This window comes from Desulfosporosinus sp. (assembly GCF_014237355.1).
Taxonomy (GTDB): Bacteria; Bacillota; Desulfitobacteriia; order Desulfitobacteriales; family Desulfitobacteriaceae; genus Desulfosporosinus.
This window is the reverse complement of record NZ_JABZFS010000076.1, coordinates 293426-313883: the sequence shown is the minus strand read 5'-3', so window position 1 is coordinate 313883 and position 20458 is coordinate 293426. Positions and strand designations below refer to the sequence as shown.

15 protein-coding genes are annotated in these 20458 nt (G+C 41.9%); 2 read left to right on the top strand and 13 right to left on the bottom strand.

Annotated features, from left to right (window positions below; all coding sequences use genetic code 11):
• Window positions 1–93 precede the first annotated feature (93 nt).
• The 5 genes from HGJ98_RS18245 to HGJ98_RS18225 form a co-directional block, all read right to left on the bottom strand.
• Entirely contained in the window at window positions 94–306 is a 213-nt protein-coding gene (locus HGJ98_RS18245) for a hypothetical protein (RefSeq protein WP_291353112.1), read from the bottom strand.
• 12 nt (window positions 307–318) lie between these two features.
• The gene (locus HGJ98_RS18240; protein ID WP_291353111.1) at window positions 319–954 is read right to left on the bottom strand and encodes an NF038143 family protein; all 636 of its coding nucleotides are present in this window, start codon (window positions 952–954) and stop codon (window positions 319–321) included.
• 169 nt (window positions 955–1123) lie between these two features.
• Complete coding sequence (locus HGJ98_RS18235) at window positions 1124–1408, bottom strand: hypothetical protein (protein ID WP_291353110.1); 285 nt, start codon at window positions 1406–1408, stop codon at window positions 1124–1126.
• A 27-nt stretch (window positions 1409–1435) separates the two neighbouring features.
• Window positions 1436–3184, bottom strand: a complete 1749-nt coding sequence (locus HGJ98_RS18230; protein WP_291353109.1) for a putative sulfate exporter family transporter — start codon at window positions 3182–3184, stop codon at window positions 1436–1438.
• 387 nt (window positions 3185–3571) lie between these two features.
• Entirely contained in the window at window positions 3572–5005 is a 1434-nt protein-coding gene (locus HGJ98_RS18225) for a sigma-54 dependent transcriptional regulator (RefSeq protein ID WP_291353108.1), read from the bottom strand.
• Between the two features lie 685 nt (window positions 5006–5690).
• Between HGJ98_RS18225 and HGJ98_RS18220 the strand changes: the two genes are divergently transcribed.
• Window positions 5691–7490 carry an LTA synthase family protein gene (locus HGJ98_RS18220; RefSeq protein WP_367142743.1) on the top strand — a complete coding sequence of 600 codons (1800 nt, stop codon included), beginning with the start codon at window positions 5691–5693 and terminating at the stop codon, window positions 7488–7490.
• Between the two features lie 89 nt (window positions 7491–7579).
• On the opposite strand, the gene HGJ98_RS18215 is transcribed toward HGJ98_RS18220, so the two are convergent.
• From HGJ98_RS18215 to HGJ98_RS18200, 4 genes are read right to left on the bottom strand one after another with little or no spacing between them, the layout of a single operon-like run.
• Window positions 7580–9109, bottom strand: coding sequence for an ABC transporter ATP-binding protein (locus HGJ98_RS18215; RefSeq protein WP_291353106.1), 1530 nt, complete (start codon window positions 9107–9109; stop codon window positions 7580–7582).
• Between the two features lie 13 nt (window positions 9110–9122).
• The gene (locus HGJ98_RS18210) at window positions 9123–10142 is read right to left on the bottom strand and encodes a BMP family protein (RefSeq protein WP_291353105.1); all 1020 of its coding nucleotides are present in this window, start codon (window positions 10140–10142) and stop codon (window positions 9123–9125) included.
• A gap of 26 nt (window positions 10143–10168) precedes the next feature.
• Window positions 10169–11104 carry an ABC transporter permease gene (locus HGJ98_RS18205; RefSeq protein WP_291353104.1) on the bottom strand — a complete coding sequence of 312 codons (936 nt, stop codon included), beginning with the start codon at window positions 11102–11104 and terminating at the stop codon, window positions 10169–10171.
• A complete protein-coding gene (locus HGJ98_RS18200) occupies window positions 11105–12208 on the bottom strand; it encodes an ABC transporter permease (RefSeq protein ID WP_291353103.1) in 1104 nt (367 codons plus the stop codon).
• Between the two features lie 474 nt (window positions 12209–12682).
• On the opposite strand from HGJ98_RS18200, the gene HGJ98_RS18195 reads away from it, so the two are divergent.
• Window positions 12683–14911, top strand: a complete 2229-nt coding sequence (locus tag HGJ98_RS18195; protein WP_291353102.1) for an acetyl-CoA hydrolase/transferase C-terminal domain-containing protein — start codon at window positions 12683–12685, stop codon at window positions 14909–14911.
• A gap of 223 nt (window positions 14912–15134) precedes the next feature.
• On the opposite strand, the gene HGJ98_RS18190 is transcribed toward HGJ98_RS18195, so the two are convergent.
• The 4 genes from HGJ98_RS18190 to HGJ98_RS18175 form a co-directional block, all read right to left on the bottom strand.
• Window positions 15135–16067: an ABC transporter permease gene (locus HGJ98_RS18190; RefSeq protein ID WP_291353101.1), complete on the bottom strand. Its 933-nt coding sequence runs from the start codon at window positions 16065–16067 to the stop codon at window positions 15135–15137.
• Complete coding sequence (locus HGJ98_RS18185; RefSeq protein WP_291353100.1) at window positions 16064–17149, bottom strand: ABC transporter permease; 1086 nt, start codon at window positions 17147–17149, stop codon at window positions 16064–16066. Before HGJ98_RS18185 ends, HGJ98_RS18190 begins: the two co-directional genes overlap by 4 nt.
• Window positions 17130–18677: an ABC transporter ATP-binding protein gene (locus HGJ98_RS18180; protein WP_291353099.1), complete on the bottom strand. Its 1548-nt coding sequence runs from the start codon at window positions 18675–18677 to the stop codon at window positions 17130–17132. The genes HGJ98_RS18185 and HGJ98_RS18180 overlap by 20 nt, the downstream gene beginning before the upstream one ends.
• A gap of 111 nt (window positions 18678–18788) precedes the next feature.
• A complete protein-coding gene (locus tag HGJ98_RS18175; protein ID WP_291353098.1) occupies window positions 18789–19907 on the bottom strand; it encodes a BMP family ABC transporter substrate-binding protein in 1119 nt (372 codons plus the stop codon).
• Window positions 19908–20458 lie beyond the last annotated feature (551 nt).

Below are 20458 nucleotides of genomic sequence, written 5' to 3'. Positions count from 1 at the left end.
TCCTCTCAATAAATCATTGCGAGGAAGCTTACTCTCTTTTTCTTTATCAAGAAAATCTCATCTGGGTCTCGGTCCTTTAGTACTGAACCATCCTTATGAAACTAAGTGTTGCCATTCTGAACGTAGTGAAGAATCTAATCCCGCTCTGCTCCAAAACTTAGGTAAATAAGATTCTTCGCTGTACTCAGAATTTCCATTCGTTACCCGCATCACGATAAACGTTCCTGTCATCCTGAGCGATAGCGAAGGATCTAGATCCTTCAGTCGTTCCTCCTTCAGGATGACATATTGCTTAAGCTGTTCCATAGCAATGACGTTTTAACGTTCTGATCTATTGAAAATTTGCTTTGCTTCTTGGGTTCTTAATTCCAAGAGTTTAGTCTCCATTTTATTCATAATCCTCGGCACTTCTACTTCATCCTCTTTAAAGGTTGCTGAAGCTGCTCGGTTAACTTCTTTCTCCATCTGGGCTAGGCGGATCACAAAACTCAGATAATTGTCTTCGCTTTCATAGTGGCTGCGGACCATCTGGTCATATTTATCTTCTTCTGTAGCTAATAATGCCAGATAGTGATCACACAGTAAGTCTATTTCTTTTATTTGCTGATGATAGATGTTGGAAATTAGTTCCTCAGCCTTGGGATTCTTACGCACAGATTCTGCGATAATTCCTTCCGCTTCTTCACAGGAAATTTCGTTTTTATATAATTTATAAGCAACATCTAAGGCAATCTTTTTGGTATATAGAAAGCCTGCTACAAAACCTTTTGTTGATTCTTTATATCTGGAATGACGCTGCATATATGGAACAAAAAGTATAGGGAAAAGAATCATCCAAGCAGATAGCTCTGGTTTTTCCAAAACCCTTGCGGTTATGATTTGTGCCATACTAGTCTCATAAGCCAAGATGCTCTTGTAATTTTCGTCTGTAAGCGGTTGTTCCTGATTTGTCATAATTATCCCTTCTTCATAAAAGAACTCTCCCAGAATCTTAGGAGAGTTCTTATTTAGTAAACTCGTTAGTTGGTCATCGAAGCTTAAGGGAGGAATTACTCCACTAAAGTTTACGGATGCCCCCCACTTGTTAAAATGGGGGGCTTTAGTACCTGTAATAGCTTAAGCTTTACTGACCATCTTTCAGCATTCCCGGAGTATACTTTAGGCTATTCGTAACTCGTGGTTCGATATCTCTAATTTGTTCAACGAAAATATAGAACCATGCACCTGCTTCAATTTTCTCATCAATGATTAATTGATGTTCCTTAGAAAATCCCGACACATTTGATAAAAACGGTAAACCAACCGAAACAAATAAATACAAAGTCACTAGGCTCAATACCAAGGAAATAGATTTACTGATTTTAAATCCCTTCCCCGGTATAGATAAGAACTCTCTTATTGCAACCATTTTAAACCTCCTGCATAAGATCTGCTCTTACTGCATTAATGATGCCGTAATTCCAGGGAAAACCTTCATGAACATAATATACGCCATTGTAAAGGTTAACGCAATGTTAAAGGATTGACCGCATACATAAAGTATTGCTGGCTTGCCTCCTTTGAAATACTTGGCGAGTTCACGGAAATTCGTAGATAAACCAATACTAGCAAAGGCTAAAGCAAAGAACCATTTTTGGAGACTTCCCAAAAATTTGCTAGTCCCGTTATCAATTAGCACATTTGCACCGTCAGTACCCATTCCTGAATAGATTAAGGTGAAAACGACGGAGGCGCCAAGGAAACCAAGGACGAACTTAGGAAAGCGATTCCAGATTTCACGCATTGCACTTGAAACTTTCAAATCTGCTTTGGAGCTGTCTACATCAACCTTTAATGCCCAGTAAGCCGCGATACAGAAAGCCATTAGACCAATCATGATATTTTGGATCATTTTGATGGTGGCAGCCACGTCTCTGGCAACCGGACCAAGAATTTCACCTGCGGCTACAACCGCTCCGGTAGAGTCAACTGTTCCACCAATCCAAGCTCCGCCAAGGACCGGGTTTAAGCCTAGGGCCTTAATCATCAACGGCATGGCAACCATCATTATAGCTGTAAACGTAATAGAGATACCCACTGCTAAAGTAAGTTCTTCCTTCTTCGCTCTACAAGCGGCAGCAGCTGAAATAGCAGCCGAAACACCACTTACAGACATATCTGCGGAAATAACCATATTTAAGGTAGGAGAAGGCATTTTAAGAATTTTTTGTCCAAACCAAAACGTAGTGATTAAAACAATAGGAGTTACTACCCATGTTACAAACACACCCGGGATACCGATAATCATCATTTTATTGATCAAAATGGTGGCACCGAGAAGTACAAGACCTGTTTTAATATAGTATTCTGTTTGCACCGCTGGCATAATCCACTTCGGTGTGCCAATGGTGTTACTTATCAAGAATCCCAGGAGAATGGCCCACATTACGTATTCCAAGCCCCACGCTTTTGCAAATTCGTGCCCTCCTAAGAAGAAAGCCAGAGCTGCGACGATAAATACAGCAGGGAAAGCCATTAAGAATTTCCCCATGGATTCACCCATAAAACGTTTTCCTACGCCAAACATGAGAGCTAAAACAATCATTAAGGGAATCATAGTGCTTACACGATTATAGGGTTTCGTTTCTGCCGAAGTTTTAGCTTTTGAGGCATCAGCTTTTGCTTTTTGCCAAGCTGCAATTTGAGTTTTTGCTTCTTGGTTTAACGCAGAATCCTGAAAACCTGCCGCTTCGGCTGCTTTTTCTGCCTGAACTGCTAAAGCTTTTGCCTCGCTTGCAGCTGCTTTTGCTTTTTCATATTTTGCTGCAGAAGCTTCACTTTTAGCTTTTGCGTCACTTGAACTAAGGTAAAATGATTTCAATGGATTATCGCTGCTCCATGTTCCAGGGGTAGCAAAGTATTTGGATACTGATTTTGCTGCAGAGGCGCTGGTGCCCTTTAGACCTGCCTTTTTATCACTGGCTTCAATCCAAGCGATGGTTTTGAACGGTGCTCTTTCCGCTTCTGCTTGCATTGTTGCATTGCTGTCTGCAATTATCTTATCCATATTGGCGGGGGGATTAGCAAAAAACAAGAACATACTAAAAATAAGAATGATAGCTCCAAGCCAAATCGCCCAATAATCTTCGAACTTTAACAAGAAAGAATACTTGCTTTTGGTGTTATCAGATGTAGAATTAGACATTTTTTACCTCCTTAAAATTAAATGTTTCTTTTGTTACTGGCTTCACATGTTGTTTCATAAACACCCTCTTTCTTCACCAGATTGGCGTTGTAATTTGTTTCACTAAAACTAAATGCAATTCTTATACCAATTTTACATAGCACCTATTAGGAATTTAAATAGTTTTCCTTTCTGTGTTTATTTAGCTGCCTTGACAAGAAATAATTTAAGTAGGAAACCTGCCTAGCCTGAACGTTTCATGAGTTGAGGATTACTGAAATTTTTTAAATTCTTTCCAGATCAGTCTGGGTCCATTGAGCATATTATTATGCTTTACTTACATTTTTCATTACATTTCACTTCTTTTTTGTTCATGACATTTTGTCACAATGACATAATGTCATGACACTATGTCATGACATTATTACCATAGGATTCTATTTTACGATAGAGATTTCTTACACTGATGCCTAGTAGCTTGGCAGCTTGAGATCTATTTCCCTCAGCAAATTTCAGAGTTGAAAGAATATAGAGTCTTTCAACCTCTTCAAGACTTGGATAACCCAGTTCTCTTTGTACTAGTGCATACCTTTGTATGAATTCCGTGTCATATTCGTTTTCCTGCTGGATCTGCTTACTTTCTTGGCTTACATCTCCTCTATATTCCTCTGGCCAAATATCCTGAGGCTGAATCACATCACCCGTAGCCAAAATCTGACCACGTTTAATTAAATGGGAAAGTTCACGGATATTGCCAGGAAAATCATAGTCTAACAACCTTTTCTTAGACTCTTCAGAAAGTACATAGTTAACTCTAAACCCATCTTCTTGATTTACTGGGGATATCTTCAGAAAATACTCCGCCAGCAGAAGAATATCACTTTTACGTTGCCGTAGGGACGGCACATCTAAAGAAATAGCATTTAGCCGATAGAATAAATCCTGTCGAAATCGATCTAGATTCATTTCATTTTGTAAATCACGATTGGTAGCAGCAACAATTCGAACATTAACCTGACGAAGTCGATTATCCCCAACACGCCTAAATTCTCCAGTTTCTAAAAAACGCAAAAGTTTTACCTGAACCGATAAAGGCATTTCTCCGATCTCATCTAAAAATAGAGTACCTTGATTCGCCATTTCTACTAGACCTATTTTTTTACTTCCAGCACCAGTAAATGAACCTTTTTCATGACCAAAAAGTTCACTTTCAATAAGAGTTTCGGGGATGGCTCCACAGTTTATGGGGATATAGGCGCCGTCGGAACGTGGACTCCAAAGATGCACTGCCCGAGCAATGAGTTCTTTACCGCTCCCACTTTCTCCACGGATTAGAACGGATTCATCAGATTGAGCAACTTTCTTGGTAATAGTCAAAAGATTTTTTAGCAAAGGGCTTTCCCCAATAATCTCTAACTCTGAGGTTTGCCTACTGAGAACTTCTCGAAGACCCTTGTTTTCGATCATCAATTTTCGCTGATCACAGGCTTTTTGCAGGGTTATTTCCAGCTCGGACAAATTACAAGGTTTCGTCAGGTAATCAAATGCACCTAATTTCATTGCCTCTATAGCAGATTCAATGGTTCCATGTCCAGTTAGCATAATAATTTGTACGTCTGGTTGCTGCCCTTTAATTTTTTCTAATAAGTCAAGTCCATTGCCATCAGGCAACTTTAAATCTAATAGAATCCCATCAAAAAGATTTGCCCTCAAAAGTGCAAGACCCTCTTGAATTGTGCCTGTCTCAAGAACCTCATACCCTTTACGGCTTAATCGTTTGCTGATGACGGATCGCAGCTCATCCTCGTCATCAAGGATCAGTATCCGATGTTTGTACGTCATAGTTAAACCACCTTATCTAAGAAAGCAATAGACTCACCAGAGTTCCCTTGCCTTCTGTGCTTCAATCATTAATTCCAATCATACCTCGCACTATACCATATCTTATCAACAAATGTTCATCGTTTAATTATTCGTTAGACTTTCATCTTCATTGTACCAAATGAAAAGGAATATAACACCCATCTGGTGATATTTCCAAAAAGTGTATATAATTATCTAAGAGCCTTAATAAATTCTTAACATTTCGTCCCTCTATTTAACACATATACTTGTTATACTATAATAAGTTCGCTTGTCCTTAGGAATAACAATTAATCATTCTAGCAGTAGTTATAGAAACTCAGCAACGGGAGGGCCAATGATACTTCAGCGGATTTCGAATAATGTTCCCGACTTTAGACGACAAAATAGACTGCTTAATCTGAGTTTAATCACTTGTCTACCCTTATTTATGCTATTGGCCTTAGAGTCAGTTTATAGGGGTAATTTATCAAGTACCCTTGCGTGGTTTACACAATACTCAAAACAATTCTTACTTAGCTATGTCTTGATGTTTGGGGTTATGAATCTTTTTTATATCTTAAAACGGAGACTCTATATTGCTATAGGGATCTTATTCGTATCTCTTTTATCTTTTATAGGGCTTATAAGCAGACAAAAACTAGTTTTGAGGGGAGAACCCCTTTTGCCTTGGGACTTTATCCTTGGCCAAGAGGCTTTGAATATATCTAAAGAATTTTCTGGTACTATTGAATTCATTCCCTTTCTATATATTTGTGTGATAACATTCGTTCTTTTACTATCCATTCCTTTGATTCCTAAGGAAACCTTTAATTGGCGAGGAAAACTTGCAGCATTTTCGATCTCTTTAGCCGTGCTCCTCTCTTTTTCTACAAACATCTTATCACTTGAAAAGACGTTTTCGCTTCAGCAAATTAATTGGAGCCAAAAACTAAATTATGAGGAAAATGGAATGCTGCTAGGCTTTATCCTTAATACAACCTATCTATCCGTTGATGAACCGAACAATTACGACCAGGAGTTCGTTCAAAAAATCGTGAAGGATTCAACGCCAGCTTATGCTGTCGATCCAAATTTTAAGCCAAACATTATCTTCGTCATGAGTGAAGCTTTTTGGGATCCTACTCTGCTAGAAGAAGTTTCATTTAGCGCAGACCCCATCCCCTACTTTCGATCTCTACAGAAAGAACAAACTAATGGAGTGATGCTTTCTCCTGTGTATGGGGGCGGAACAGCTAACACTGAATTCGAAGTAATAACAGGATTATCAACTCAATTCCTCCCTAAAGGTGTGATTCCTTATGTTGAATATGTTCGTAAGCCTACTGAAGGACTACCAGCTATCTTGAAAAAACAAGGGTACGAGTCAACGGCTATTCACACCTATGATAACTGGTTTTATGGCCGTAATAACGTTTATAAAAACCTGGCCTTTGATAAGTTCATTAGCAAAGAATTCTTTGATCATCCGGAGTATAACGGTCAGTATATTCGCGACACAGAACTTTCTCAGAGAATCCTTGAAGAGGTAAAGCGAACAGAGAAACCCGACTTTGTTTATGCAGTATCGATGCAGGCCCATGGACCTTACTCTACAGAAGAAAACCCTGATAACTTAATTGAAGTCAATGGTAACATAAGTCCGGCGTCCAAGGCTATTTTAGAAAACTACACTCAAATTGTTTCCGATGTGGATCAGTCTCTTAAACTATTAATTGAAGGGTTAGAGCAGTCGGATGAACCCTCCATCGTAATTTTCTTTGGAGATCACTTACCTATGCTAGGGGCAAACTTTGACGTTTATAAAGAAGCAAATTTCTTCCAAGATGAACTCGATTACCAAGATTATCTGAATATGTATAGTGTCCCCTTTGTGGTATGGGATAACTATTCAAATACCAAGGAAGAACTTCGTCTATCCTCGAATTTTCTAAGCGCATATATTTTGGAACGTGCCAAAAAATCAGGTAGTCCTACAACAGACTTCCTGCATTCTCTTACTCAAAAGGGTTCGAGTGTTGTCATTAGTGAACATCATCGACAGAGGGAGCACATTTCCGCTGAACAAGTCCTTCAGTATCAATTACTTCAATATGATCTTCTTTTTGGAAACGAGTATGCTTACCAGTCAAAGCCAGATCACAAACCACAAGCGAATAATGAGTACGTTTTAGGGGATGGTCGAGCTCTCATTCTCAATGCTACTCCCCCTCAATCGTCGGTTATTGGGATACAAGGGGAAAATTTCATTCATGATCATAAAGTTTATGTCAACGGCCAACTAGTTAAAACAGATTTTGAAAATCCCACCTATATAACTGCCAATCTTCCCGAACGCTTAAATCTTAAGGCTGGAGCTTTAGATATTCAGGTTAAGTTAACGGATAGCATGGGAAATATCATTTCGGAGTCCAACACCTTTAAGTTGGAGGCCTTTCAATCTCATCTTCTACACAAGATTTGACAAAAAGCTCCCTATTTTTAAAAAAACAACTCTCTCAGAGCACCATAGGTACTTTTGAGGGAGTTGTTTTACTGCTACTTAGATAATAGTTACGCCTGTACCTGAGCCTCTTCCGCAATCCCTGCCATCAATAGACCCAGTATACGTTCGTCCGCTTCTTCAACTGGTATGACCTTCATAATCCTTCCCTCGTAAAGAACTGCTATGTGATCACATACGTTGGTTAATTCTTCTAGATCCTCTGAGATTAACAAGATTCCTATACCGTTGCTGCGAGCCTCTAGGAGTTTACTATGCAAATATTCCGTTGCTCCAATGTCTAGTCCTCGAGTAGGATATGCAGCTACCAGGGCCACAGGCTTACGTGTTATTTCCCTAGCTAATACAACCCGCTGGATGTTTCCACCGGATAGTCTTCCTGTAGGGGTTTCGAGGGTGGGAGTTTTGATACCGTACTTTTCCACTTGGGATGAGCTGTGGGACATTATCATTCGGTTTTGGAGTAGGAAATGCTTGGTAAAGGGCGGTTGGTGATGGTCCTTTAAGATAAGATTTTCCCAAATACTAAACGAAGGAATCGTCCCTACATGTATCCGATCCTCCGGGATATACCCCAAACCCTGCTCGATAATTTTAGAGGGCGACATTTGAGTGCTTTCTTTACCGTTTAACAATATTTTTCCGCGACTTGTTTTTCTTAGACCAGCAATAACTTCTGCAAGTTCTTTTTGTCCATTCCCGGAAACCCCAGCTATCCCCAGAATCTCCCCTTCTCTGATCCTGAGAGAAACTCCCGCCAAGGCGTCTGTACCCTTATCCCCCTTGGCAAACACGTCTTGAAGTTCTAAGACAGGCTTGCCGGGCGAAAAAGCTCCTTCCCTTCGACAGGGAGCCATATCTCTTCCTACCATCAGCCTTGCCAGTTCTTCCTGAGAGGTCTCCCGAGTGTTAACATCGGCACACACCTCACCGTCCCGTAGTACAGTGACTCTATCACTTACAGCCATTACCTCATTAAGCTTATGACTAATTAAGATGATCGAGTTTCCTTTTTCAGACATGTTCTTAAGTAATTGGATCAGGTCATTGGCTTCTTGGGGAGTCAATACTGCAGTGGGCTCATCTAGAATTAGCAGGTTGGCGCCACGGTAAAGCGCTTTGACAATCTCTACACGCTGCTGTTCTCCTACACTTAACTGCCAAACATATGCATCTGGATTAATCGCCAAGCCATAAGTGTCTGTAATCTCTTTTATTCGTTTGGCGGCTGTTTTTAGATCCATAAAAAAATTCTTAGATAGTCCTAAAATTACATTTTCACATACGGTAAGGGTGGGCACCAACATAAAATGCTGATGCACCATACCAATTCCTAGTTCAATAGCTTCGCTAGGGGAGTTTATCCTAACAGATTTACCGTTTAGCAAAATCTTACCTGCATCGGGTTGATAAAGTCCGTAAAGGACATTCATCAGAGTGGTTTTCCCTGCACCATTTTCACCTAAGATCGCCAGTACTTCGCCGGTTTTTAATTGGATATTGACCTTGTTATTGCTTAGGACACCAGGAAAGCGTTTAGTAATTCCACGCATTTCCAGGTGTTCAATCGTTTCTCCCATCAATACTCACCCGTTATTTCTTAGGTAATTCCACCTTTAATTTGCCGCTTATGATCTCCTGTTTAGCCGCTTCTACAGCTGCTTTAACCTCTGCAGGTACTTTATCCGCCAATTTTTCATTGTACTTGAACTCAATAGTTCCATCAGCCAAGGTCAATGTTAAGTGCTGACCGCCTAAAGTCCCTTGTTTTCTCAATTCAATAATTTTAGTTACGACTTTTTCCCAGTGATATACTTGGGAAGCTAAAACATGGTTCGGTGCAATGCTACTTTGGTCCATATCCGTTGAAAGCCAGTAATTTCCTTCGGTTTCTCCAATTGCTCTAACTGCTCCTACGGCTTGCTGGGATGAACCTGTGAGAATATCTGCACCGGCACTCATCTGAGTTTTGGCAAGATTACCTGCCCCTACAATATCGTTGAAGGAGCCAGTATAGGCAATGCGTGTCTGTACATCTGCCTTACCCTTTGCTACGCCCTGCTGTACCCCATAGTTATACTTTACTGCATCACCGGATTCCACCGGGCCGATAATGCCAACGACCCCCGATTTAGTCATATGAGCAGCTAAAATACCTAGCAGGTATCCACCTTCTTGAGCTTGAGGATCATAGGCAAAGATATTTGGTTGAGTCGCAAAGCCAGTTCCATAGGCAAACGTTGTTTCTGGGAAATCTTTTGCTATGTCATTTAATACACTTTGATATTGGGAACCATGAGCAAAAATTATTTCATACCCCTGCGTTGCATACTGACGAATGGCTGAGCCTGCATCGACTGCATTACCCAGTTTTTCACTGATGGCAACCTCTACTTTGTCTTCACCCATGCTTTTTTGCACTTCTTTTAAACCATCTACCATGGATTGGCCCCAAGCCATATCATCAACAGTAGCAGGAAGTACCAAAGCGATGCGAATTTTTTCCACATCCGTTTTTTGAGGGGCTGGTTCGGCTGTTGGCTTAGTTCCACATCCAGTAAAGGCCAACAATGTTAGGACGGCTAGAATTACAGATAAAACGTTCTTTTTCATAATTTTCTCCTCCTTTATTTTTATAATTAACCTCTGGTACCGCGTTGGAAGGGTTTTCCAAGTGCTGCCGGTGCCCAAACGCGTCCATAGGAAATTGCTAGAGCAATGATCGTTACCAAATAAGGTAATATTACTGCCAACTCATAGGGGAAATTGATCCCCAAGACTTGCACCATACTCTGAAAGGAATCCGCCATACTAAACAGGAGTGAACCTAGCAGAATGCCCCAGGGACTCCACCGTCCGAAATAAACTAAGGCGATAGCAATAAAACCTCTGCCAGCAGTAATATTATCAGCGTACATATTGGCTTGGCCAATGGTTAAGAAAGCTCCGGCCAGGGCCGCTAACATACCTCCTAAAATCAGACACTCATATCGGATTCTTACTACACTTACTCCCAAGGTATCAGCTGCTTCCGGTTTATTGCCTACTGCTCGAACATTGAGACCCCAACTCGTTTTATAAAGTATCAATCCGGACAATGGTACCAATAGAAACGCTGTATAAACCAACACATTGTGATTAAAGAGTACTGGACCAATGATTGGAATGTTACTCAGCAGTGGAATAGCTATTGGTTTTAATCCATCGATCGATGTAACCCCTCCTACATAAAGACGGAAAAGTAAACCAGACAGTCCCCAGCCAAACATATAAAGTCCTATCCCACTAATTCCTTGTTCTGCTTTGAAGGTCACGCTGACTACGGCCATGATTAAGCCCATTAAGGCTCCTATAGCTAGGCTTATTGCTATGCCTAAGAGAGGGGTTCCTAGTTGGAGAGTCGCATAAAAGCCCGCGAAAGCGCCCATCATCATGATTCCTTCCACTCCTAGGTTATAAACACCCGAGCGCTGGACAAACATCTCCCCCAAGGCTGCTAAAAGAAACGGGGTGGCGAGACGGACTCCAGTGGCTAGAATGATGACAATAATATCAGAACTCATGACTCCATCCATTTACTTGCCACCTTCCCCGTCAGCTTTTTCCCCAAACAACTTAGCCTTTATTCGGGCTCCGAAGTCTGGGTTCTGTAAGAAGTAATCACTTGATACCACAAATAAAACCACCAGCCCTTGGATTACCATGATCATTGCCGCTGGAATGTTAACAGCCCTTTGCATCATGTCTGCTCCTACAAGTAAGGCACCAAATAGCACTGAGGCTGGTATAGTACCTAGCGGATGCAAACGACCGAAAAGTGCAGCAACGATGCCACTAAATCCGTACCCCGCAGATAATCCTTCCAAAGATCGATGATGGACTCCTGCTACTTCAACCACACCAGCAAGTCCAGCCATCCCTCCGGCTAAGGCCATGGCTAAAACTAAGTACCATTCTACTCTAATGCCAGCATACCTGGCAGCCTCAGGTCCTGCACCAACAGCCCTCATCCGATATCCACTACTTGTTTTCCATAAAAACACATACACCAAAACAGCCAACAAGAGCGCGAAAATTAAACCTGAGTGAATCCTAGTCCCGGGTATAAGTTTGCTCAACCAGATATGTTCAGGGATCAACGCTGTTTGGGGTACGCCTGTACCGTAAGAGACCTCTTTTGGGTCAATTAACGGTCCACGTATTAGAAACAAATATATCTGTAGAGCAATTTGATTGAGCATTACCGTACTGAGTATTTCATTTACAGAAAGTCGTGCCTTCAGCCACCCGGCAATACCACCCCAAAGCCCCCCACAAGTCGCTCCTGCCAAAAATACCAAGGGAAGGAGCATGACTGCCGGAAGATCCGGCAAAGAAGTGGCAACAGCAGTTGCCCCTATAGCCCCTGCTAAAATCTGTCCTTCAGCACCAATGTTGATAATTCCGCTACGGAAGGAAATGACAATTCCTAATCCCACTAAGAGCAAAGGAACTGCTCGCACTAAGGTCTCAGTGATTCCAAATTTATCACTAAAGGGGCCTGAAAACATCACTCCATAAGCTTTAACTGGATCCGACTTGGCTAAGAGTAGAAATAAAGCACCTACTAGTAATGCCCCCACCAGGGCAGAAATCAAGACCATAATTTGTTTGAAGACTCCATTATAATTTGAACTCAACGATCTACAACTCCATCCTGTCTGGAAATTCAAATATATATGTCCTCACCTTAATACCCTAAACTTTAACCAATTTAAGTCTCATAGGAGTTGTAACGATTCACCCCTTCCTAAAAAAAAAAGCTTCAAAGAGAAGATAAAAATCCCTAGAAAGCTTCATTGCTCTAAATTCTTCCATAATTATAGTATCAATTCTATAAAAATGCAATAATTTCTTAGTATGTGTAAATTTACTTATCTTTACTCATTTATCTATATGTGTATCATTTTATAATAAAAATTGATGAGGATTTAAGTTGGAATAATATAAATTTATAAACAATTTCGATTATTCCTATTACATTCTACCTAGAAGTATGATAAAATTTACATTAATGAATTGTCATTCAGTTAATACATGCCTAAACAGAAGGTAATTAGTCTGAGATACTCTCATTTTCTGTAACTTGTCGGAAATGGTAGGTGGCTATTCAAATGAAGGAAAACTCGGGAATGATCTATGACGATGTAAAAAAATGTGTCGACGATGTTATTAGCTACATAGGGAAGGATATAACCTATGCTATGACCCTTGCCCTAGGTAAACCAGTACTTTTTATCAACGAGCTTTACAGTCGCGCAAAAAAGGATCCCGAAATCAAACTTAAAATTATTACCGCTCTTTCTCTAGAAATACCTAAAGGCAGCTCTGAACTCGAACGTCGCTTAATGCAACCTATTGTCGATAAAGTTTTTGCTGGCGTTCCCGAATTTGACTATATGCTTGATTTTAGAGCAGGCACCCTTCCTAAAAATGTCGAAGTCTTTGAATTCTACTCTAAGGCAGGTTCTATTCTAAATAATCCTGAAGCTCAGCAGCATCATTTGTCTTCGCACTACACTCATGTCGTTCGAGATGCTATAGCCCTTGGAGCGAACGTCTTCGGTGAGCTTATTAGTTATCGAGAAATTGATGGCAAAATCAAGTATTCAATGGCCTGTAATCCGGATATCTGCCTGGAAACTATACGGTTATTTAATGAGAAAAAGGCCAAGGGTGAAAAGGTTCTTGTCATAGGGGAAGCAAACAAAAAGCTGCCCTTTATGTATGGAGATGCAGTCGTGGAAGCTGAAAACTACGATATGATTCTAAAGGGCCCTCAATTTGACTATGAGCTTTTCTGTCCTCCTAAAGATTCCGTTTCCCTATCCGACCATATGATTGGTATCAATGTAAGCCCTTTAATCAAAGACGGTGGCACAATCCAGGTGGGGATTGGTGCTCTCGGTGATGCAATTGTTTCGGGACTCATAATGCGCAATGAACATAATGCTTTATATCAAGAAATTCTAGAAAAATCCGGTATAAAAAAACGCTATAAGAATTTAATCTTAAACTGGGGAGATACAGGTCGATTCGAAAAGGGGCTTTATGGTTCTTCAGAGATGTTTGTTGATGCCTTTATGCAGATGTACAAGAGCAAGATCCTCAAACGGAAAGTTTTTGACAGCATCCCCCTTATGAAATTAATCAATTCTGGGAAGCTCGCTCCTGATAACATTCCACCTGACATCATAGACCAACTCCTTGAGATGAAGGCTGTGCATAGAAAACTAAAGGCCAAGGACTTCGCATTTCTCACTGAATTCGGAATCCTAAAAAAAGGCCTATCCTATGAAGACTATACCATTATCGACGGAGAGAATCGCTATTCTGCCGATATGAATAAGGAGAAAAACAGACAAGAGATTAGAAAACTACTTGGAAAGGAACTTCTCAAGGGCACAGTGATACTGGGAGCATTCTTCTTGGGTCCTAAATCCTTCTATCAAGCCCTTAACGATATGAGCGAAGAGGAACGACAACTTTTTGCAATGTCCGGTGTCGAGACAGTCAATCAACTTTACGGTGGAGAGGAATTACGAACCCTACAAAGGAAGAATGCCCGCTTTGTAAATACTGGCATGGTAGCCACGGTCTTTGGAGCAATTGCATCAGATCAACTCGAGAATGGACTAGTTGTCAGCGGAATTGGTGGACAATATAACTTTGTGGCTATGGGACATGTCCTTCCCGATGCTAGGATTATTATCATGATCAAAAGCACAAAGGGTTCAGGTAAAAGTCTTAAGTCCAATATAGTCTTTAGCTATGGCCATTGTTCTATCCCTAAACATATGAGAGATATCGTGGTTACGGAATATGGGATCGCTGACATTCGAAGCAAACCAGAACAAGAAGTTATCGCCGAAATGATCAATATTGCTGATTCTAGGTTCCAACCTCAGTTAGTTGAACAGGCCAAGAAGGCAGGAAAACTTCCCTTAGATTATGAAATTCCGGAAGAGTATAGGAATAACACACCGGAAAAAATTTCCACCCTCCTTAAGCCCTATCAGTCTCAAGGACTCTTTCCACAATTCCCCTTTGGTACAGAATTAACCGAGGTTGATGTTAGCCTAGTCAGGGCCTTGAAGGGCTTAAAGGGACTCGCAAAGGGAAATCGAAGCAAACTTATCAAAGGAATGGCATTAGAATTATTCCGACCGATCCCCAAAACAGCTCAGCACTATTTGGACAGGATGAAACTCCTCCACCCATCTTCTACTAATGAGAGAATCCTGAGAAAGGTTGTTGTCTTTGCCCTTAGAAGTGCTAACATCCTCCAATCTTCCGAGAATCCTCTTCCCCTACAAGCTTCTACCCGTGTAGAATCTAAGTGAATAGTCTTTTCGTTGCTATGAAAGCAACTCAACCGCTATGTCATCCTGAAGGAGGCACGACTGAAGGATCTGTATCCCTCGCTGCGTAAGATCCTTCGCTGCGCTCAGGATGACATGGGTGAAATGCTTTCTGATAGTAGAGCAAAAACACGCCTATGAGTATCGCAAATACTCGTAGGCGTGTCTCTTTGGTTAACTTCACTTTCTAATCCATATTAAAGAACTACCTCTCTTCTCGGTCATAGGGTAGACCTAACGCACCAGGCTCAGACAAGCGTCCTTTCTGGCGTGCAACCACAAAGACTAAGATTAGAACTGTAAACAAGTAGGGCAGCATCTTTAAGAAAAAGGGCGACATTTGAATGCCCAAGACTTGCAGTCGGAATCCAAGGGCATCAATCCCACCAAACAAGTAGGCACCCATCAACGCTCGCCAAGGATTCCATAGAGCAAAGATAACCAGAGCTACTGCAATCCAGCCTCGTCCTGCCGTCATATTTTCCAACCAACTAGGGGCATAGGCGAGGGATAAGTAGGCTCCCCCGATTCCCCCTAAGGCTCCGCCTGCCACAACGTAGATATATCTTAGGTAAAATACGTTTAAACCAAGGGCGTCCATTGCTGCTGGATTTTCCCCTAAAGCTCTAAGGTTTAATCCCGGTCTGGTGTGATACATGTAGTACCAGATCAGCAGCACCAGCAAATAGCTGATATACACTAAGGCATCATGTTGAAAGAATATGGGGCCAATGAACGGTATATCTGCCAAGGGACCTAAGGGCATCGCTGTAAAGGGTTTCTCTACTGGAATTCCGATATATGCCTTACCTAAGTAACCGCTAAACCCAGTACCGAAAATTGTTAAAGCCAAACCACTGACGACTTGATTCGCTCGCAGTGTAATGGTTAGGAAAGCGTGAATGAGAGCCACCGCTCCGCCAGCCAGCATAGAGGCTAGCACACCAAACCAAGGGTTGCCTGTGGTTACTGCCACCATAAACCCTGCCACTGCTCCCACCAGCATAATACCTTCAACACCCAGATTGATAATTCCAGCTCGTTCAGTGATGAGTTCGCCCAAGGCAGCATAGAGGATTGGTGTCCCGGCAATCACTGCAGCTGCCAATAAAGGGATCAAGAATTCTTGAATGCTCACTTGCTCAATTCCTCTCCTTTCTGGCCGAACAGTTTCACTCGGTAGTTCGTAAGAATTTCCCCTCCGAGGACGAAGAAAAGGATCGATCCCTGGAGCATTGTCGCTACGGCGGCAGGCACACCCTCTACTTGCACTGCGTATCCTCCCACTTGCAGTGCTCCAAACAGCACTGAGACTATGAGGATGGCCACGGGGTTAAGTTTACTGAGCCAGGCAATAATTATGGCCGTATATCCATACCCCGGACTAATTCCATGTTGCAGCTTACCAATAATGCCACTGACTTCAGCCATACCCGCTAACCCTGAAATTGCTCCACTTAAGAACATCACCAACAGAATATTACGTTTGATACTCATGCCGGCATAACGCGCGGCTCGTTCACTGGAACCAATAACATTGATGCTGTATCCCCAACGAGAATACTTGAAAACGACTGCTAGGATAACTGCCAAGGCTAAAGCAAAAAACAACCCGGTATGAATACGAGAATCGCCCAGACCAGGCAATCGTGCAGCCTCCGAAAACGATGCGGTTATTGGAAAATTAGATCCATCCGGGTCTCTCCATGGACCGTAGACCAAAAAGTCCACCCACAGGATTGCTACGTAATTGAGCATCAGGGTCGTAATAATTTCATTGACCTTCCAAATCGCTCTGGGAATAGCGGTTAGAAGGGCCCACAGTCCGCCAGCGATCATACCAAGCATAATCATTCCCGGCAGCATAAAGTAGACTGGCAGGGAGGGGTATGTGAGGGGCAGCCATGTCGCTGCCATAGCCCCCATGTAGAATTGACCTTCTGCGCCAATGTTCCATAGCTTCATTTTAAAGGCCAAGGAAACCCCTAAAGAGGTTAACATCAGCGGAATAGCCTTAACCATAGTCTCGGTTAGTCCATACTTTGAGCCCAAGCTGTCTTCAAACATAAGCAAATATATAGTCAACGGTTCTTCTCCGGTAAGAACTAGGAAGATCCCTCCCAACAACAGAGCCAATAACACGGAAATCAAAGGGATGATGAAAACCATCACCGGCGATGGGGCTAGGCGTTTTTCCAATTTAAATGTGAGCCGGTTCATCGTCCTTCACCCTTTCTCTGGTTGATCGGGAACCTGTCATCAAAAGCCCTATTTCTTCCAAGTCAGCTTCTTCAACTGGAAAATCCCCTGTTAGCTGACCGTCAAACACTACCCCAACTCGATCAGCTAATTTAAATATTTCATCAAGATCCTCAGAAATCAGTAGAATCGCCGTCTTGCGTGTCTTCAGTTCCAAAAGCAATTTATGCACCGCCTCAGTCGCCCCGATATCCAATCCACGTGCCGGATATATGACGACCATTAACTTGGGCGAGCTGGAGATTTCCCTGGCTAAGAGAAGCTTTTGCAGGTTACCGCCTGACAGCACCTTAACAGGTTGGCGTAAGCTTGAAATCTTAACTTGGTATTGTTGAACTAGAGTCTCAGCATTACGCTCTACAGCCTTGGATTTCAACAGCCAACGTCCAGAGTACTCAGGCTGATGATAGTTTTTCAAAATAAGGTTCTCAAGGGCATTTAGTTCAGGCACTAACCCCATACCCAAACGATCTTCAGGGACATAAGCAACCCCTAGGTCAATGATTGTGCGGGGGGAGAGATTGCTTATATTCCCGTTGTTTAAAAGGACTTTCCCACTCTCAACTCGGCGTAAACCAGCGATGACTTCAGCCATTTCCCGTTGTCCGTTACCTGACACACCAGCCAAACCGAGAATTTCTCCCTCTCTTACACTAAGTGACATCTCACGCAAACAGGGAAGCCCCATATCATTGAAGGCATTTACCTTATCTAGTTCCAGTACGACCCCACCCACAGGAGAAGAGTCTCTATCATACTTCGAGGCCACCGCCCTACCGACCATCATGTTTACCATTTCTTTGGCGTTAATTTGGCCACGTTCCAGTACACCAGCTAACTTTCCCTGTCGCAACACGGTAACTCGATCTGCAATCGCTTCAACTTCATTTAACTTATGAGTTATAAGAACTACAGCACATCCAACTGACGCCATTCTACGCAAATTATCAAATAGTTCTCCAGCTTCCTGAGGAGTAAGCACTGCCGTTGGTTCATCCAGTATCAAGACTTTAGAACCCCGATAGAGCATACGAACGATTTCAACTCGCTGTTTCTCTCCTACAGACAACTGCCAAACTTTTGCGTTCAAATTAATCTCTAGACCATATTTTTTACCAAGTTCACTAATTGTTGCTTTTAGTTCTTTATTTGAAAGGAAAAAGGAATTCCCTTTTTCACCTAGTGTAATATTTTCTGCCACTGTAAACGGCTCTACTAACTTAAAGTGCTGATGGACCATACCAATACCACTGGCTATAGCATCTCTAGGGGAACGAAATCTCTGTTCTACCCCATTGATTAGGATCTTGCCTCCATCCGGCTTGTAAAGCCCTGCTAATACGGACATTAGCGTGCTTTTCCCTGATCCATTTTCTCCTAATATGGCATGAATTTCTCCTGGGTTAATATCGAGATCGACATGGTCATTTGCTATTACACCGGGGAAGGTTTTCACAATTCCCTTTAATTGGATTAAGGCTTGGTTCATTTCTGTTTCCCCTCAATTCTCAAACAATTTCCGGCGAAACCTGTTAGGGGCAATTCGTGAATTGCCTGTAGTAAGGGCAATTCATGAATTGCCCCTACTACAATTCGGATTTTATTTGGGGATTGTACCGTCTACCCCTTCAACAAACCAGTCAAATGAAAGCATATCTTGGTCAGACATTACTTGACCTTCTGGAACTCTAACTGCTCCCGTTTGGTCTTTGATCGGTCCAGTAAAGACATCCCACTTGTTGCTCAGGATTTTTTCTTTAGCTTCTGCTACGAGTTTCTTGGTATCTTCAGGAACCATGGGACCAAAAGGAGCAATATCCACAATACCATCGCTCATAGGACCCCAATATTGGTCGTTTTTCCAGGTCTTATTCTTAACAGCTTCCACAGTTTTCACATAGTATGGACCCCAGTTCCAAACTGCAGAGGTCAGCACTGCTTTAGGTGCCATTTTGGACATATCCATATTGTAGCCGATACCAAACTTTCCGGCTTCTTCTGCGGCTTGCATAGGACCAGGAGTATCTTGGTGCTGTGCAATGACGTCAGCGCCGGCTGTCAGCAAGCTTTTGGCAGCATCTTTTTCCATAGCAGGATCATACCAAGTATTGGTCCAAACAACTTTTACTTTTGCCTCGGGATTAACTGAGCGAACCCCTTGAGTAAAGGCATTGATCCCCCGAATAACTTCAGGAATGGGCATCGCTGCTACATATCCGATGGTGTTCGTGGTTGTCGTTTTACCAGCTACGATTCCGGTTAAGTAACGAGCTTGGTAAATTCGACCAAAGTAGGTACCGACGTTTTCGGCTGTTTTATAACCAGAGTTGTGCATGAATGTCACGTCTGGGTATTTTTTAGCAACATTGATGGTCGGATCCATATAACCAAAGCTGGTTGTAAAAATGATTTTGTTCCCTTTTTCAGCGAGCTGAGTGATTACACGCTCGGAATCTGCGCCCTCAGGAACGGATTCAATAATGGTGGTTTCCACTTCTGGAATTTTTTCTTCTAAGTACTTTTTCCCTTGGTCATGAGCATAACTCCAGCCTGCATCACCGACTGGTCCAACGTATACATACGCAACCTTAATTTTTTCCTTAGCAGCGTCTGGTGCTGGAGTTGAGGTCGCTGGAGCCTTAGTACCACAACCAGAAATGACCAAGAGTAATGATACTAGCAGGGCGATAAAAATTGCACTTTTTCGTTTTAAGTTCATCTCAGAATACTCCTCCTTTTTCCATATCTGTTCATCTTATACTTGTAAACTTCTGACCTTCTTTCACCTCCCTGTACTGTTACAAGAAAAGCTTCCCAGAGATAGTTACCTCTAGAAAGCTTCATTGCAAATTAGTCAGAACATGTCTCTATTATATTACCTTAGTTAGCAAATTACAATAATTTCTTCTAGCAGTAAAATCTTCTTCTATAGATTTATCTTATATCTTTATGGGAAAATTACAGTATATTTCTGCAATGTAAAATACATTTTACTTTTACAAAAAGTAACATTAAAGCGCATAAATCCATTTAAGCCCGAGATCCTTCACTAACGCTCTGGATTACATTTTCCTATACTTATTTTCGGGGCAGAAAGTATAGCTTTAGAGTCCTCTTTACTCATGTCATCCTGAAGGAGGAACGAATGAAGGATCTAGATCCTTCGCTAACGCTCAGGATGCCAGAATAGTTTTTCGTTTATCGTGATGCGGTAACGTATGGAAATTCTAAACGAAGTGAAGAGTAGCGGTATAGGGGCTGATACGCTAA